Genomic DNA, 13,582 nt, shown 5'->3' on the forward strand with positions numbered 1-13,582 from the left:
GGGCGGCGAAGTCGCCATAGGGGCTCAGGGATGGGATGTGGGCGTGAGCACGATCAGCGGCTGGCCGTACTCGACCGGGGCGCCGTCCTCGACGAGGATCTCCCCGACCTGACCGGCCCGGTCCGCCTCGATCGGATTCATCAGCTTCATCGCCTCGATGATTCCGATCTGCTGGCCCGGTGCGACGGTGTCGCCGACGGCCACGAACGGTGCGGCACCGGGTTCCGGTGACCGGTAGAACGTGCCGACCGCGGGAGCGGTCAGCACCTCGGCGTCCGAACTGGTCCCCTCGGTCGCCGCGAGCACCGTGACGGGCCCGGTGACCACGGTCGGCCCGGCCCCGTTGGTCCCGGTCAGCGTGGTCCGGTCCGGGCCGGCCACGACGGTGGCCGCCGCGCCCGGCAAGCCGTCCGGCTGCCACTCGACCTCCACGCAGAGGTCTCCGGCGCGCAGCCGCACCCGGCCCAGCGGGGTCGAGCCGGCCGCCGCGAGCTCGGCGGCCCGCCGCACCACGGCGGCCAGCATGTCCTCGGCGTCTCTGGCGGCCGATACGGCCACCGCGTCCAGTTCGTTGAGGGTCTGCTCGACGCTCGTCATGACCGATTCACCCGTTCCACCAGTTGCTCCCAGGAGGCCTGCTCGGCCGGGGTCAGTGCCGGCGCACCGGCTTCCGGGCCCGGCGCTGGCGCTCCGCCAGGATGCGGATGGTCGCGATCGGTTCCCGGAGGGCCGGAGCCGCCCCGGGCCGGCCCGGGTTGGCGCGGGTGGGTCTGGCCGTTCCACCCCGGCACCATGGCCGGGGGATAGACGGCCCAGCCCACCAGGATCAGCCCGTGGAGCAGGTGCCGGGCCACCCACCGAAGCGGCCTGACCAACTGCGCGAGGCGCATCGTGTTCTCCGTCCTGTCGTTGCGAGAGAGACCCGACCTGCTGGTGTCGTGCCGGCCGGAACCCGGGGCGGGCCGCGGCATCAGACTCGGATGCGCTGCTGGTGGGCGCGGATCTCGGCGTCGGGACCGGCGCCCGTCCGGCCGGTGGCGCGGTCGAGCGCGGCGCGCAGGTCGTCCGGGTCGGCTGGTCCGGCCACCGACCGCCAGGTCACGATCCCGTCGGGACGGACCAGCACCGCGCCCGCGTCGGAAACACCGTGGGCGGTCGCGAACCGTCCCTCGGGATCGGACAGATCGGTGTCGATCCGATAAACGCGCAGCGGCACGGGATGGTCGACCGCCACCCGGGCCGCCGCATCGGCCCAGCCGTCGCCCCGGGGGCCCGACATCAGCACGAAGTCCCGGCCGAACAGGTCCACCGTGGAGACGACGTCGCCGGCGCCGTCGCCGAGCGGCACGTGCGGCGCCCGGGTGCCGGGCTGACCGCGCAGCCGTCCCGGGACCACGGCGGTCACCAGCGGATCGTCATCGGACCGGCCGAGGGCCGGCCCGCCGTCCACGGACCATCCGCCGTCCGGCCCGGTGCCGGCGCCGCCGTCCGGGCCGGCCGGCGTGCTGCCGTCCGCCGCGCCGCCGTCGCCACCGTCCAGGCTGAGCAGCGCCGAGTGGTAGCGGAGGCCGAAGACGACCGAGAAGTAGTCCGCGGGCGGCACGTCGGGCACCCCGGGCAGCGCCCGACCCGAGCGGGCGCGCAGTTGGCGCAGCGCCTGCTCCACGGTGAACAGCGCCGCCGGACGGCGTTCCGCCTGGTAGCTGTCCAGCAGCGCGGCGGGTGCCCGGCCGGTGAGGACCAGCGCCAGCTTCCAGGCGAGGTTGTGCGCGTCCTGGATGCCGGTTCCCGCGCCGAACGCGCCCGCCGGCGGCATCAGGTGGGCCGCGTCACCGACCAGGAAGATCCGTCCGGACCGGTACCGCTGGCCCACCCCGGCCGCGATCGCGTACGCCAGCTTGCAGGTGCCGTCGTCGAGCTGCGGCAACAGCTGCACCGCCAGATCGGGCAGGCCGACCGCTCGGCGGATCGCCTCGACGCAACGCTGCTCGCTGATGCTCTCGACGGTCTCGCCCCGTTCCGGGTGGTACGGGGTGCTGAAGACCCACCGGTCCGTCCGGTCGTGCGGCAGCAGCACCGTGCCGACCTCGGGCTCGTCCAGGTGGCAGATGTCCAGCTGCCGTCCCGCGATCGCCGGGGTCAGATCGGCGGCGAAGACGAGCGACAACAGGTTGCCCAGGGATCCGTATCCAGCCAGCTCGATGCCGAGCCGGGTGCGCATCTCGGAGGCGTGCCCGTCCGCGGCGATCAGGTACGCGCAGTCCACCTCGTACTCCCGCCCGGCGGCCCGCTCGCGCAGCAGCACCCGGACCGAGCCGTCCGTTGCTCCGCCCTCCTGCGTGCAGCCGACCAGCTCGGTGCCGTACCGGAGCTGCGCGCCGAGCCGCTGAGCGTGCTCGGCGACCAGCTCCTCCAGCCGGTCCTGGTCGATCGGGGCCCACGGGCAGGGGCTGAACGCGGCGGTCCCGTCCGGCCCGGTGGGGTTGCTCAGCGTGCCCCGGCCGGTCTCCGGCCCGGCCAGGGTGCGGGCCCGCAGGAACACCGCCGGCTCCCGGTGTGCGAAGGAGCGGGCGGCCAGGATCTGCTCCTCGAGCCCGATCTGCCGGAAGATCTCGGCGGTCCGTGGGTTGATGACCCGGGCCCGCGGGTGTCGGAGGGCGCCGTCGTGGCGTTCCACCAGCAGCACCGGCACGCCGTGCCAGGCCAGCAGGGCGGCGGCGGACAGGCCGCAGAGGCCGCCGCCGACGATGAGGACGGGGATCCGGTTCTCCGTCATCAGCTCTACCCTTCGGTTGGTCGGGTCGGGGAGGTCGGCGCGGTCCCGGCGTGGGCGCGCGGTCGGCGCGGCTGGGGCAGCGGGAAGCGGCTCGGCGCGAAGCGGTACGGCGGTAGCTCGCGTACCTGCCGCTGATCGGGCGCGTACAGCTCGTCCCAGCGCACGTCCGCGCCGGCGCGGTGCAGCAGTGCCGCGATCCGGGCCACCGCGTACCAGAGGTCGGGGTCGTCCGGTGCGGCCAGCGGCAACCGCGCCGGCCCGGGAGCGGCCGGCGCCGCGCCGGTGGCCCCCACGGTGAGCAGGTGGGTCGCGGCGCCGGGCGTCTCGGCCAGCGGCGCGCCGGTCACCGCGGCCAGCCGGGCCGCGGCGCCCGCGAGACCGGCGGCATCCCGCCGGTCCCCGACCGGCGCCACCAGGGCGGGACCGATGCCCAGCGCGGCCAGCACGGCGACGAGCCCGGCCAACGCCGGTCCGGCCGGGTCCGCCGGGTCCGCCGGGTCCGCCGGGGCCGCCGGCGGCAGCTCGGCGGCCTGCCACGCCCGGCGGAACGCCGCGGACCGGGCGGCCAGTAGCTCGTGCGGCACCGGGGGAAGCGGGCCGGCCAGCAGCAGGGCCACCCGCACCTGGCCGGCCCGCGGGAACTCCTCGGGCTGGAGGGCGCCCCGGCGCAGCGCGTACGCGAGTCCGGAGCGACTCCGCGCCACCACCGCGTACCGGTGCCGCAGCGCCGCCTTCGCGCGGTTGCTGGTGTGGCACAGCGCGGCGAGGTCCTCGTCGTCGCCGGGCCGGCGGCCGGTGGGCTCGGCCAGCGCGTCGGCCTGGGCGAGCAGGTTGCGCCGCAGCGCGGCGTCGCTGGGCGCGGAGACGGTGAACACCCCCGGTCCCGACGTCGGCGGCCGCGCCGGCCGGTCGTCGCCGGTTATCACCACATGGGCGTTGGTGCCGCTCAGCCCGAAGGCGCTGACGCCGCCCGCGAGCCGGTCGGCCGGCAGCTCGACGGGCCGGTCAGCCAGCCGCAGCACCGGGCCATCCAGCCCGAGGACGGGATTCACCGGGGCGCTGTGCGTGGTCGGCGGCAGCAGCCGGTGGTGCACCGCGAGCGCCGCCTTGATGAAGCTGGCGATCCCGGCCGCGCCCTCGGCGTGCCCGATGTTGCCCTTGACGGAGCCGACCAGGCACGGCGTGGACCGATCGGCGCCGTGCACCGCCTTCAGCGCGTTGATCTCGATGGCGTCCCCGATCAGCGTCCCGGAGCCGTGCGCCTCGACGAAGGCGATGTCGGCCGGCGCGACGGCGGCCCGCTGGTATGCCCGGGTGATGGCGTCCTGCTGGCCCCACCGGGCGGGGGCGGTGATCCCGTTGCTCCGGCCGTTGTGGCTGACCGCCCCGCCGCGGATCACCGCGTAGATCCGTTGCCGGTCGGCGCGCGCGTCGGCCAGCCGGCGCAGCACGACGACCCCGACGCCCTCGCCGCGAACCATGCCGTCCGCCGCCGAGCTGAACGGTTTGCAGTGGCCGTCTCGCGCGGAGAGCCCGAGCAGGGTGAAGTAGATCCCGTTGACGGGTTCGAGGACCACGCTGACCCCGCCGGCGAGCGCCCACTCGCACTCTCCGGTGGCCACCGCGCGGGCGGCCAGGTGCACCGCGACCAGCGATGACGAGCACGCGGTATCCACCGTGAGGCTGGGGCCGCGCAGGTTCAGCTGATAGGAGAGCCGGTTGGCCGCCATGTGGTGACCCGTGCCGGCGCCCTGGTGGACGTCGAACCCCCCGGTGTCGTCCCGGGTGCGCCACACCCACTCGTTGCCGGTCATCCCGAGATAGACGCCGCAGCCGGCCGATGCCAGCGCGCGCGGATCGGCGCCGGCATCCTCGATGGCGTGGTACGCGCAGCCCAGGAGCAGCCGCTGGTGCGGGTCGAGCGCCGCCGCGTCCGCGTCGGAGATCGCGAAGAACCGGTTGTCCAGCGTGTCAACGTCGCGCAGGAAGCCGCCCTCGCGGTTGTTGATGGTGCCGGGCCCGCCGTCCGCCGAGTAGTAGTGGTCCGGCTCCCAGCGGGTGTCCGGCACCGGTCCGACGCCGTCGCCGCCGGTGCGCAGCAGGCGCCAGAACGCCTCCTTGCCCTCGCCACCGGGGAAGCGACAGGCGATTCCCACCACCGCGACGCCGGTCATTCCGGCGCCCTCCCGACCGGCACCTCCGCAGGTGCGGCCGGGAGCACCAGCAGCGAGTGCAGGTGCTTGCTGAGCGCCTCGACGGTCGGGTGGTCCCAGGCCGTGGCGGGCTCCAGCCGTACGCCGTAGCGCTCCTCGGCCTCGCCGAACACGCTGGCCACGTAGACGGAGTCCACGCCGTACTCGGCCAGCGGCACGTCCGGTTCGATGTCCGCGATGGCTCGATCAAGGTAGTGGGCGACCCGCTCGGTCAGCCACTGCTGGATGTCCTCGGTCGGCGGAATGGCGTCAGCGGTCATGTCGGCTCCTCGGTCCGGCGGTGGCGGCACGTTGTCGGTGGCGGGGGGCGGATGGGCGCCGGTGGCCCGGCGTTCGGCGGATCGGCGCCGGTGGCCCGGCGATGGGGCGGTCGGTGCCCGGATGCGGGGGCGCTGGGCGCGGGCGCTAGGCGCGGGCGCCGCTGCTGTCGTCGGCGGGCCGCAGGCCCGGCATGCTCTCCTCGTGGAGGGTGCCGAGCTGGCCGGCGAGGAAGAGCTCACGGGTCCGGCCGCGTTGGATCTTGCCGCTGGTGGTGCGGGGCACCTGGCCCGGCCGAAGCAGCGCCACGGCGCCGACGGCGACGCCGAAGTTCCGGGTGACCAGCTCGCGGATCGCCGCTGCCAGCTCGTGGGCACGCTCCGAATCGAGCTGCCCGCGCACCTCGTGCACCACGGCCACCCGTTGGTCGTCGGTCCCGACCGCGAACACCGCCCCGACGGTCTGCCCGAGCGCCGGGTCCAGCCGCCGCACCTCCGCCTCGATGTCGTACGGGTAGAGGTTCCGGCCGTGCACGACGAGCATCTCCTTGCGCCGGCCGGTGACGAACAGCTCGCCGTCGAGCAGCGCGCCGAGGTCACCGGTCCGCAGGTAACCGCCGTCGCCGTCGGCCGTACGCGCGTCGAAGGTGGCCGCGCTTTCCACCGGCCGGCCCCAGTAACCCGCGCCGATGCTCGGTCCGCGCAACCAGATCTCGCCGATCGCCCCCGGGGGCAGCGTCCGGCCGCTGTCCGGGTCGACGATCCGCACGTCGTAGTCGACGGGCGTGCCGCAACCCACCAGTGGCCGGGTGTGCTGGCCCGGCTCGGCCGGCACCAGCCGATTGGCCTCGTACTGCTCGGTCACCACGTGCCGGATCACCGGCGCGGTGTCGCGGTCCCCACCGCTGACGAAGACGGTCGCCTCGGCCATCCCATAGCACGGGTAGTGCGCGGCGTGCCGGAAGCCGTACGGCTCGAACCGCTTCGTGAACGCGTCCAGCGCCGCCGCGGAGACCGGCTCCGAGCCGTTCAGGGCGGCCGTCCAGGAGGACAGGTCGACGCCCGTCAACTGCTCGTCGGTGACGCGCCGGGCGCACAGGTCGTACCCGAAATTGGGCGCGGTGGCGGTGCTGGCCCGGTAGTGGCTGATCAGCTCCAGCCAGCGATGCGGGCGCTTCAGGAAGGCGGTCGGCGACATCACGGCGGCCCATCCGCCCACGTAGACCATGCTCAGCACCTGGGTGAGACCCATGTCGTGGTAGAAGGGCAGCCAGGTCACCAGCCGGCTGGCCTCGTCGTGCCGCAGCCGCCCGTTGGTGAGCGCCAGGTTGGCCAGCATGGCGTCGTGGGACAGCAGCACGCCACGCGGACTGCTCGTCGACCCGGAGGTGTACTGCAGCATCGCCAGCGAACCGGGCCGCAGCCGGGGCGGCTGCCACTGTCCGGTCAGCACGTCGGTCGAGGCCGTGGCCACCACCTGCGGCGCGTCCGGCAGCGTGGGAAGCCGGTCCGGCGCGTCGGTGAGCACCAGGTTGGCGCCGCAGTCGGCCAGGATGCGCATCACCCGCTCCTGCTGGATCCGCGGTCCCTCGGGCAGCGGCGCGGGCACGGCCACCGCGCCCGCGTACAGGCAACCGAAGTACGCCACCAGGAAGTCCAGTCCGGGCGGGTAGAGCAGCAGCACCCGCCGGCCCGCGCCGCTGGCGGGCAGGTGCGCGGAGAGCCAGCCGCCGAGTTGCCGGGCCGCCGCGTCGAGCTGCCCGAACGTGAGTCGCTGCTCCGCGTCGTACGCTCCGCTCTCGCCGACGTACACGAATGCCTCACGGTCCGCCGCGGTCTCCGCGCGGTATCTCAGCATTTCGACGAGGGTGGAAAAGCGGGGTGTGAAAGGCACGGTCGTCTCTCCCCTCCAAATGGCGAGACCGGGCGGCCGGCGTCGCGGTGACAGACGCTAGGGCGATGCGTTAGCGGGGCGCTGGACAGGCGCTAGAGCGCCTTTCCTGGTGCCCGGCGCCGTGGGTAGCCTTCCTTATCCCACCCTTCGACGTAGGCGGTACAAATGCGTATTGAGCATGCGGAGCGGTCAGGTGTTAACCAAAAAGCAATTGAGCTGGAACAATTTCTTGGCGATCCGTATGATCCGGACGGCCCGATGTCCCACGCTGTCTCCGTGCGTACCGACGAGGATGGCGAAATGTGCTGGTCGGCGCTCGCGGCGCTGCGGGACTGGGGATTCCCGGAATATCTCGTGCCCGAGCAGTTCGGCGGCCGGCTGCGGACCTTCGACGAGCTCTTCGCGCTGTGCCGGGTGGTGGCCCGCCGGGACCTGCGGGCCGCGGTCTCGTTCGGCACCGCCCTGCTGGGCGCGAATCCGGTCTGGCTGTGGGGCAGTCCGGATCAGCGTCGGTGGCTGGCCGGGCAGGTCCGGGACGGCCGGCTGGGCTCCTTCGCGATGTCCGAGCGGGACCACGGCAGCGACCTGGCCGGGTGCATGGTCACGGCGCGGCCCACCGAGGACGGCTACCTGCTCAGCGGCGAGAAGTGGCCGATCGGCAACGCCATCCGGGGCACCTTCTGCACCGTGTACGCCCGCACCGGCAACCGGGACTTCTCGCTGCTGCTCCTGGACAAGGCGGCGCTGCCGGCCGATCGCTGGTCCAACACCGACCCGGTACCCACGCTGGGCCTGCGCGGCCACGACATGAGCGGCATCGTCTTCGACGACTGCCCGGTGCCGGGCGGCGCGGTACTGGGCACCCCCGGCAGCGGCATCGCGCAGACCCTGAAGACCCTGCAGGTGACCCGCACGCTGATCGGCGCGTTGTCGCTCGGCAGCCTGGACACGGCGCTGCGGATCACCGTGGACCACGCCGCGTCGCGGCGGCTCTACGGGGCGCCGGTGCACGACCTGCCGGTGGTGCGGGACATCCTGGTCCGGGCGTACCTCGATCTGCTGATCGGCGAGTGCGTTGCGGCGCCCGCGCTGCGCGCGATCAGCGCCGCCCCCGGTCGGCTCAGCCTGTGGTCCGCGATCGTGAAGTACCTCCTGCCGGCCACCGTCGACGCGGCCCTGGTCGACCTCGGCACGGTGCTGAGCGCCCGCGGCTGGCTGCGGGACAGCCTGTCCGCCCGGCTCTTTCAAAAGGTGCAACGCGACCATTCGATCGCCGGCATCTTCGAGGGGACCTCGCACGTCAACCTCGCCGGCATCGCCGACCAGCTGCCGTTCGTGCTGCCGCGGCCCGCGGCGGCCGGTGACGAGGAGACCCTGGCCGGGTTGTTCGACCGGAACCGGCCCGGCGTGCCGTGGCAACCCGACGGGCGGGCGCTGCAGCTCACCAACGGCGGGCGGGACGAGATCACCGCGGGCTGGGCGGAGGTCGCCGGCGCGGTCCTCGACTCGGCGACCGCGCCGGCGCCGTTGCGGGCGGTCGTGGCGGAGCTGGATGCGGCCCACCGTGACCTGCGGGACCGGTTCGCCGGCGAACCGGGCGGCCGGGATCCGCGGTCCCGGCTGCTGGCCCTCGAGCTGGCCCGCGGTCACTGCGTGCTGTACGCGGCGAACTGCGTCCTGCGGACCTGGCGGTACGACCCGGGCCCGGGGGAGGAGCTGTTGACCGCCTGCCTTGAGCGGCTCGCCCAACGGCTCACCCCGCTGCGGCAGATGTCCCCGTCCGGCGCGGACCGGGCGTGGCGGCTGCTGACCGAGGGCGTCGCCGAGCACCGGTTGCTGTCGCTGACGCCCGTTCCCCTGCCGGCGAGCGCGGCGCTGGCGTCCGGCTGACCCTCGGCCCACAGAGCGGAACGGGCCGGTCGCGGGTTTCCCCGCGGCCGGCCCGTCCGGGTGCCTCACCTGCCGGCCGGCGCCTCCTGCGCGTCCCCGGCGGTCTGCCCCGCCGTACCGTCTGCCGGCGCGTCCGCCGGCCCGCGACCGTCTGCTGCCGCCGCGCCGCCGGCCGGACCGGGTTCGTCCGGGACGGCGTCCCCGGCGTCCTCGCCACCGGCCGGCCGGACGCCGAGCCGGCTTGGCCACCAGAACCGCCGGCCCAGGTCGAGGGCCAGCGCCGGCACCACGATCGGCCGGACCACGAGCGTGTCCAGCAGCACGCCGACACCCACGAGCAGGCCCAGCTCGGCGGTGGCCACCAGCGGCAGCACGTTCAGCACCGCGAACGTCGCGGCCAGCACGATGCCCGCGCTGGTGATCACCCCGCCGGTCACGGCGAGTCCGCGGAGCATGCCCGCCTGGTGCCCGTGCCGGGCGACCTCCTCCCGGCTGCGGCTGATCAGGAAGATGTTGTAGTCCACGCCCAGCGCCACCAGGAACAGGAACCCCAGGATGATCAGGGACTGGTCCACGCCGGCGAAGCCGAACACGTGCTTGAAGAGCAGCCAGCCGACCCCGAGCGCTGCCCCGAACGACAGCACCACGGTCCCGATCAGGAGCAACGGCGCCACCAGGGCCCGCAGCAGGAGGATCAGCACGAGCAGCACGACTCCCAGCACGAGCGGGATGACCAGTCGCCGGTCGTGCGCGTTGGCCACGTCGGTGTCGTACGCCGTGGCGGTCGCCCCGCCGACCGCCGCGTCGGCGCCGGGTACGGCGTGCACGGCGGCCCGCAGCAGGCGTACCGTCCGCTCCGCGGCGGCGGAGTCCGGCGGGTCGGTCAGCACCGCCTGGAGCTTGACCAGCGAGCCGTCCGTGGAGGTCAGCGGCGTACCCACCGAGGCCACCCCGGGCACCGTGCGGGCCGCCGCGGTCAGCTCGGCCGACCGCGCGGCCGAGCCGGTGATCTCGGCCGGCGCGGCCGAGCCGGCCGGGAAGTACTCGGCCAGCAGCGCCTGCCCGGTGACCGACTCGGGGCGGGTCGTGTACATGTCGGTGGCCGGGAGCCCCACGGTCATCCCGACCGAGCCGAGCGCGAGCGCGCCGAGCAGGACGGCCGTGCCGAGCCAGACCCGGCGCGGGTGCCGCGCCACCCGGGTGCCGATCCGCTCCCACAGGCCGTGCCCGCCCCGCGACTCGGTGCCCGGGCGCGGGACGAACGGCCAGAACAGCCACCTCCCGAACACCAGCAGCAGCACCGGCAGCAGGGTCATCATGCTCAGCAGCGCGGCGACCACGCCGATCGCGCCGACCGGACCAAGCCCCTGGTTGGAGTTGAGGTCCGCGGCGAGCAGGCAGAGCAGGCCGACGGCCACCGTGGCCGCGGAGGCGACCACGGCCGGTCCCGCCCGCCGGAGCGCCACCGCCATGGCCACGTGCCGGTCGGAGTGCCGGTGCAGCTCCTCGCGGTACCGGGAGATCAGCAGCAGCGCGTAGTCGGTGCCGGCGCCGAAGACCAGGACCGTGAGGATTCCGGCGTTGGCCGAGTTCACCACCAGCCCCGCGTGCGCGATGAGCAGGTACACCACCGCGCTGGCCAGCTGGCTGGCCACCCCGACCGCCAGCAGCGGCATCAACCACAACGACGGGCTGCGGTACGTGATGAGCAGCAGGATCGCCACCACCGCCACGCTGACGATCAGCAGGGTGCCGTCCAGGCCCGCGAACGCGTCCCCGATGTCGGCGCCGGCGCTGGCCGGCCCGGTCGTCTTGGCCTGCAGCCCGTCCGGCAGCCCGGCCCGGACGTCCGAGCGCAGCTCCTTGACCCGATCGGCCGCCACCCCGCCGTTGGCGTCCCGCGGCATCGGCACCATGAGCGCGAGGGCCTTGCCGGTCGGCGAGGGGATGGGCGCGCCGATCCGGCCACCCTCGGCGTACGGCGCGAGCCGGGTACGGGCCGCCTCGACGGCCGCCCGGTCCGCCGGGGTCAGGCCCGAGTCGCGGGCGTAGACCGCGACGGCCAGCACGGTCTCCGCGGCCGGGAACCGGTCCTCCTGGGCGGCCACCCGGGTCGACTCGGCCGACGCGGGGAGCCAAGCCAGCGCGTCGTCGTCGGTCGAGCTGTAGATCATGTTGGCGACCGGCCCGACCCCGGCGAGGACGGCGATCCACGCGACCAGGACGAGCCACTTGGTACGCCGGCCGAACACCCGGCCGATGATCCTGGTGAGCCGGTCGGGGGACGCCGACGGCTCGTCGGTCTGCGGTTCTCCAGCCATCGCTCCTCCTCAGCCGGATGGCGGCACGGACGGATCGCCGTACCGGCATGACGGCACCGGTTCCATGTTCGATCGATCAATGGCCGCTTCCGTCGCCCTCCGGGACGGTTTCCGGCTGCGCCGATGGCGTACGTGCGGTCCGGCGTTACCCCGAGAGTGCCGTACCTCGATCGAGCCTGACTCCACGTCGTGTCGGCGAGCGCGCTCCGTGCTCTACCGTTGTCGCATGCGTTTCGACTACCAGGGGTGGCGCCGCCTGGCCGAGGGCCCGGTGGCGGAGGTCCTCCTGCTGGCCGCGGTCGCCGCCGCGACGCTCGGCGGGACCTACCTCAGCGTCCGCGCCGGCACGCCGGGGTCCGGCCCGGCGGGTTGGGCGCTGCTGACGCTCGGCGTCCTGGCGCTGGTCATGCGCCGCCGCTACCCGCTGAGCGTCCTGCTGGTGACGCTGGCCGTGGCCGCCACCTACTACGCGGCCGGCTATCCGCCCGGCTTCGAGCCGGTGCCGTTCGTGGTGGCGCTCTACCAGGTCGTCGTGGCCGGCCGGCGGTTGCTGGCGGTGGCCGCGGCGCTCGCCTGCGTGCTCGTGATCGAACTGGTCGATCTGCTCGCCGGGGTGCCGGTGGAGACCATCGCCCTGATCCCGGCGGCCGGCTGGCTGGCCGCGGTCATCCTGTTCGGCGAGTACGCCCGCAGCCGGCGCGCGCATCTGGCCGCGGTCGAGGCCCGGGCCCGCGCGGCCGAGCTGACCCGGGAGGCGGAGGCCCGCCGGCGGGTGGCCGAGGAACGGGTCCGGATCGCCCGGGACCTGCACGACACCCTCGGCCACCACATCACGGTGATCACGATGCACGCCGGTGCGGCGCTGCTGCGCGGAAAGACCGATCCCGCGATGGTCGACGACGCCCTGGCAACGATCCGCAAGGTTGGCCAGGAGGCGCTGCACGACCTGCGCGGCACCCTGCAACTGCTGCGCGGGCCCGACGGGGAGGACCCGCTCGCGTCGACGGCGTCGCTGGCGGCGCTGCCGGATCTGGCCCGCCGCACCGAGGCCACCGGCGCGGTGGTGCGGACCAGCGTCGACGTGCAGCGGCAGGCGCTGCCCACCGGGGTCGAGCAGGCCGCGTTCCGGATCATCCAGGAGGCGCTCACGAACGTGACCCGGCACGCGGGCGCGCGCCGGGTGGACGTGCGGGTGGCGTGCGAGGGCGACGAACTGGTGGTGCTCGTCGACGACGACGGGCCCGGCGCCGGGGTCGTGGTCGGGCCCGACGGCGGCGCCGCTGGCCACGGCGCCGCTGGCCACGGCGCCGCCGACCCCGGCGGCGGATCCGCCGGCGCCGACCCCGGTGGCGGATCCTCCACCGGCACCGGCACCGGCACCGGCACCGGCACCGGCACCGGCACCGGCACCGGCACCGGTCTGGTGGGGATGCGCGAGCGGGCGGCCTCGGTCGGGGGCCGGGTGCTGGCCGGGCCGCGGCCCGGTGGCGGCTTCCGGGTGCGCGCCTGGCTTCCCTTCCGCGAGCAGCTGTGATCCGTCTGATCCTGGCCGACGACCACGGACTGGTCCGGGCCGGCCTGCGGGCGATGCTCGCCGAACCCGACATCACCGTCGTGGCCGAGGCGTCGGACGGGGCCGAGGCGGTCCGGTCGGCGCTCGAACACCGGCCCGACGTGGTCCTGATGGACGTGCGGATGCCGGTCATGGACGGCATCGAGGCCACCCGGCGGATCGTCGCCGAGCCGCAGCTGCGGCAGACCCGGGTGGTGCTGCTGACCACGTTCGACGAGGACGAGTACGTCTACGAGGCGCTCCGGATCGGCGCGAGCGGCTTCCTGCTGAAGGACATCGAGCCCATCGCACTCGTCCTGGGCGTGCGGGCCGTGGCCCAGGGCGACGCGCCGCTGGCGCCCGCGGTGACCCGCCGGCTGATCACGGACTTCGCTCGCCGCCCCCGCCGACCGGACGCCCGGCTGGACCTCGACTCGCTCACCCGGCGCGAGTACGACGTGCTGATGCTCGTGGTGGCCGGCCTGTCCAATGGCGACATCGCGGATCGGTTGGGAATGAGCCCGGCGACGGCGAAGACACACATCACCCGGATCCTCACCAAGGTCGATGCCCGGGACCGGGCTCAACTCGTGGTGCTGGCCTACGAGAGCGGGCTGGTTCAGCCCGGCTGGCTCGGCTGACCCGTACCGGCGGTCCGGCCCGGGATGTCCCGCTCAGG

At 74.6% G+C, this 13,582-nt stretch carries 9 protein-coding genes; 3 read left to right on the forward strand and 6 right to left on the reverse strand.

Features of this window, described 5'->3' with window-relative positions; genetic code table 11:
* Positions 1 to 24 precede the first annotated feature (24 nt).
* The 5 genes from accB to ACFFHU_RS13615 form a co-directional block, all read right to left on the reverse strand.
* On the reverse strand, positions 25 to 597 hold the full coding sequence (gene accB, locus ACFFHU_RS13595; protein WP_377338747.1) for an acetyl-CoA carboxylase biotin carboxyl carrier protein: 573 nt from the start codon (positions 595 to 597) through the stop codon (positions 25 to 27).
* Between the two features lie 373 nt (positions 598 to 970).
* Positions 971 to 2,776 (reverse strand): FAD-dependent monooxygenase, encoded by a 1,806-nt coding sequence (locus ACFFHU_RS13600; RefSeq protein ID WP_377338749.1) that lies wholly within the window; start codon positions 2,774 to 2,776, stop codon positions 971 to 973.
* 5 nt (positions 2,777 to 2,781) lie between these two features.
* Positions 2,782 to 4,950, reverse strand: a complete 2,169-nt coding sequence (locus ACFFHU_RS13605; RefSeq protein WP_377338751.1) for a beta-ketoacyl synthase N-terminal-like domain-containing protein — start codon at positions 4,948 to 4,950, stop codon at positions 2,782 to 2,784.
* The gene (locus ACFFHU_RS13610; protein WP_377338753.1) at positions 4,947 to 5,249 is read right to left on the reverse strand and encodes an acyl carrier protein; all 303 of its coding nucleotides are present in this window, start codon (positions 5,247 to 5,249) and stop codon (positions 4,947 to 4,949) included. The genes ACFFHU_RS13605 and ACFFHU_RS13610 overlap by 4 nt, the downstream gene beginning before the upstream one ends.
* 145 nt (positions 5,250 to 5,394) lie before the next feature.
* Positions 5,395 to 7,104: a fatty acyl-AMP ligase gene (locus ACFFHU_RS13615; RefSeq protein ID WP_377338754.1), complete on the reverse strand. Its 1,710-nt coding sequence runs from the start codon at positions 7,102 to 7,104 to the stop codon at positions 5,395 to 5,397.
* Positions 7,105 to 7,416: 312 nt separating this feature from the next.
* Here ACFFHU_RS13615 and ACFFHU_RS13620 point away from each other — a divergent pair, with 312 nt between their 5' ends.
* On the forward strand, positions 7,417 to 9,030 hold the full coding sequence (locus tag ACFFHU_RS13620) for an acyl-CoA dehydrogenase family protein (protein ID WP_377338756.1): 1,614 nt from the start codon (positions 7,417 to 7,419) through the stop codon (positions 9,028 to 9,030).
* A gap of 65 nt (positions 9,031 to 9,095) precedes the next feature.
* On the opposite strand, the gene ACFFHU_RS13625 is transcribed toward ACFFHU_RS13620, so the two are convergent.
* Positions 9,096 to 11,351, reverse strand: coding sequence for an MMPL family transporter (locus ACFFHU_RS13625; RefSeq protein ID WP_377338757.1), 2,256 nt, complete (start codon positions 11,349 to 11,351; stop codon positions 9,096 to 9,098).
* A 226-nt stretch (positions 11,352 to 11,577) separates the two neighbouring features.
* Between ACFFHU_RS13625 and ACFFHU_RS13630 the strand changes: the two genes are divergently transcribed.
* Together ACFFHU_RS13630 and ACFFHU_RS13635 are read left to right on the forward strand one after the other, a co-directional pair.
* A complete protein-coding gene (locus tag ACFFHU_RS13630; RefSeq protein WP_377338759.1) occupies positions 11,578 to 12,885 on the forward strand; it encodes a sensor histidine kinase in 1,308 nt (435 codons plus the stop codon).
* The gene (locus ACFFHU_RS13635; RefSeq protein ID WP_377338761.1) at positions 12,882 to 13,544 is read left to right on the forward strand and encodes a response regulator; all 663 of its coding nucleotides are present in this window, start codon (positions 12,882 to 12,884) and stop codon (positions 13,542 to 13,544) included. The genes ACFFHU_RS13630 and ACFFHU_RS13635 overlap by 4 nt, the downstream gene beginning before the upstream one ends.
* Positions 13,545 to 13,582 lie beyond the last annotated feature (38 nt).

The sequence above is a fragment of the Plantactinospora siamensis genome (assembly GCF_042434095.1).
Taxonomy (GTDB): domain Bacteria; phylum Actinomycetota; class Actinomycetes; order Mycobacteriales; family Micromonosporaceae; genus KBS50.

What these genes read in the sequence shown, in the direction of transcription:
- ACFFHU_RS13605 (WP_377338751.1), bottom strand. Translation starts at nt 4,950, where the DNA reads ATGACCGGCGTCGCGGTGGTGGGAATCGCCTGTCGCTTCCCCGGTGGC.
- ACFFHU_RS13610 (WP_377338753.1), bottom strand. Translation starts at nt 5,249, where the DNA reads ATGACCGCTGACGCCATTCCGCCGACCGAGGACATCCAGCAGTGGCTG.
- ACFFHU_RS13615 (WP_377338754.1), bottom strand. Translation starts at nt 7,104, where the DNA reads ATGCTGAGATACCGCGCGGAGACCGCGGCGGACCGTGAGGCATTCGTG.
- ACFFHU_RS13600 (WP_377338749.1), bottom strand. Translation starts at nt 2,776, where the DNA reads ATGACGGAGAACCGGATCCCCGTCCTCATCGTCGGCGGCGGCCTCTGC.
- ACFFHU_RS13625 (WP_377338757.1), bottom strand. Translation starts at nt 11,351, where the DNA reads ATGGCTGGAGAACCGCAGACCGACGAGCCGTCGGCGTCCCCCGACCGG.
- accB (WP_377338747.1), bottom strand. Translation starts at nt 597, where the DNA reads ATGACGAGCGTCGAGCAGACCCTCAACGAACTGGACGCGGTGGCCGTA.
- ACFFHU_RS13630 (WP_377338759.1), top strand. Translation starts at nt 11,578, where the DNA reads ATGCGTTTCGACTACCAGGGGTGGCGCCGCCTGGCCGAGGGCCCGGTG.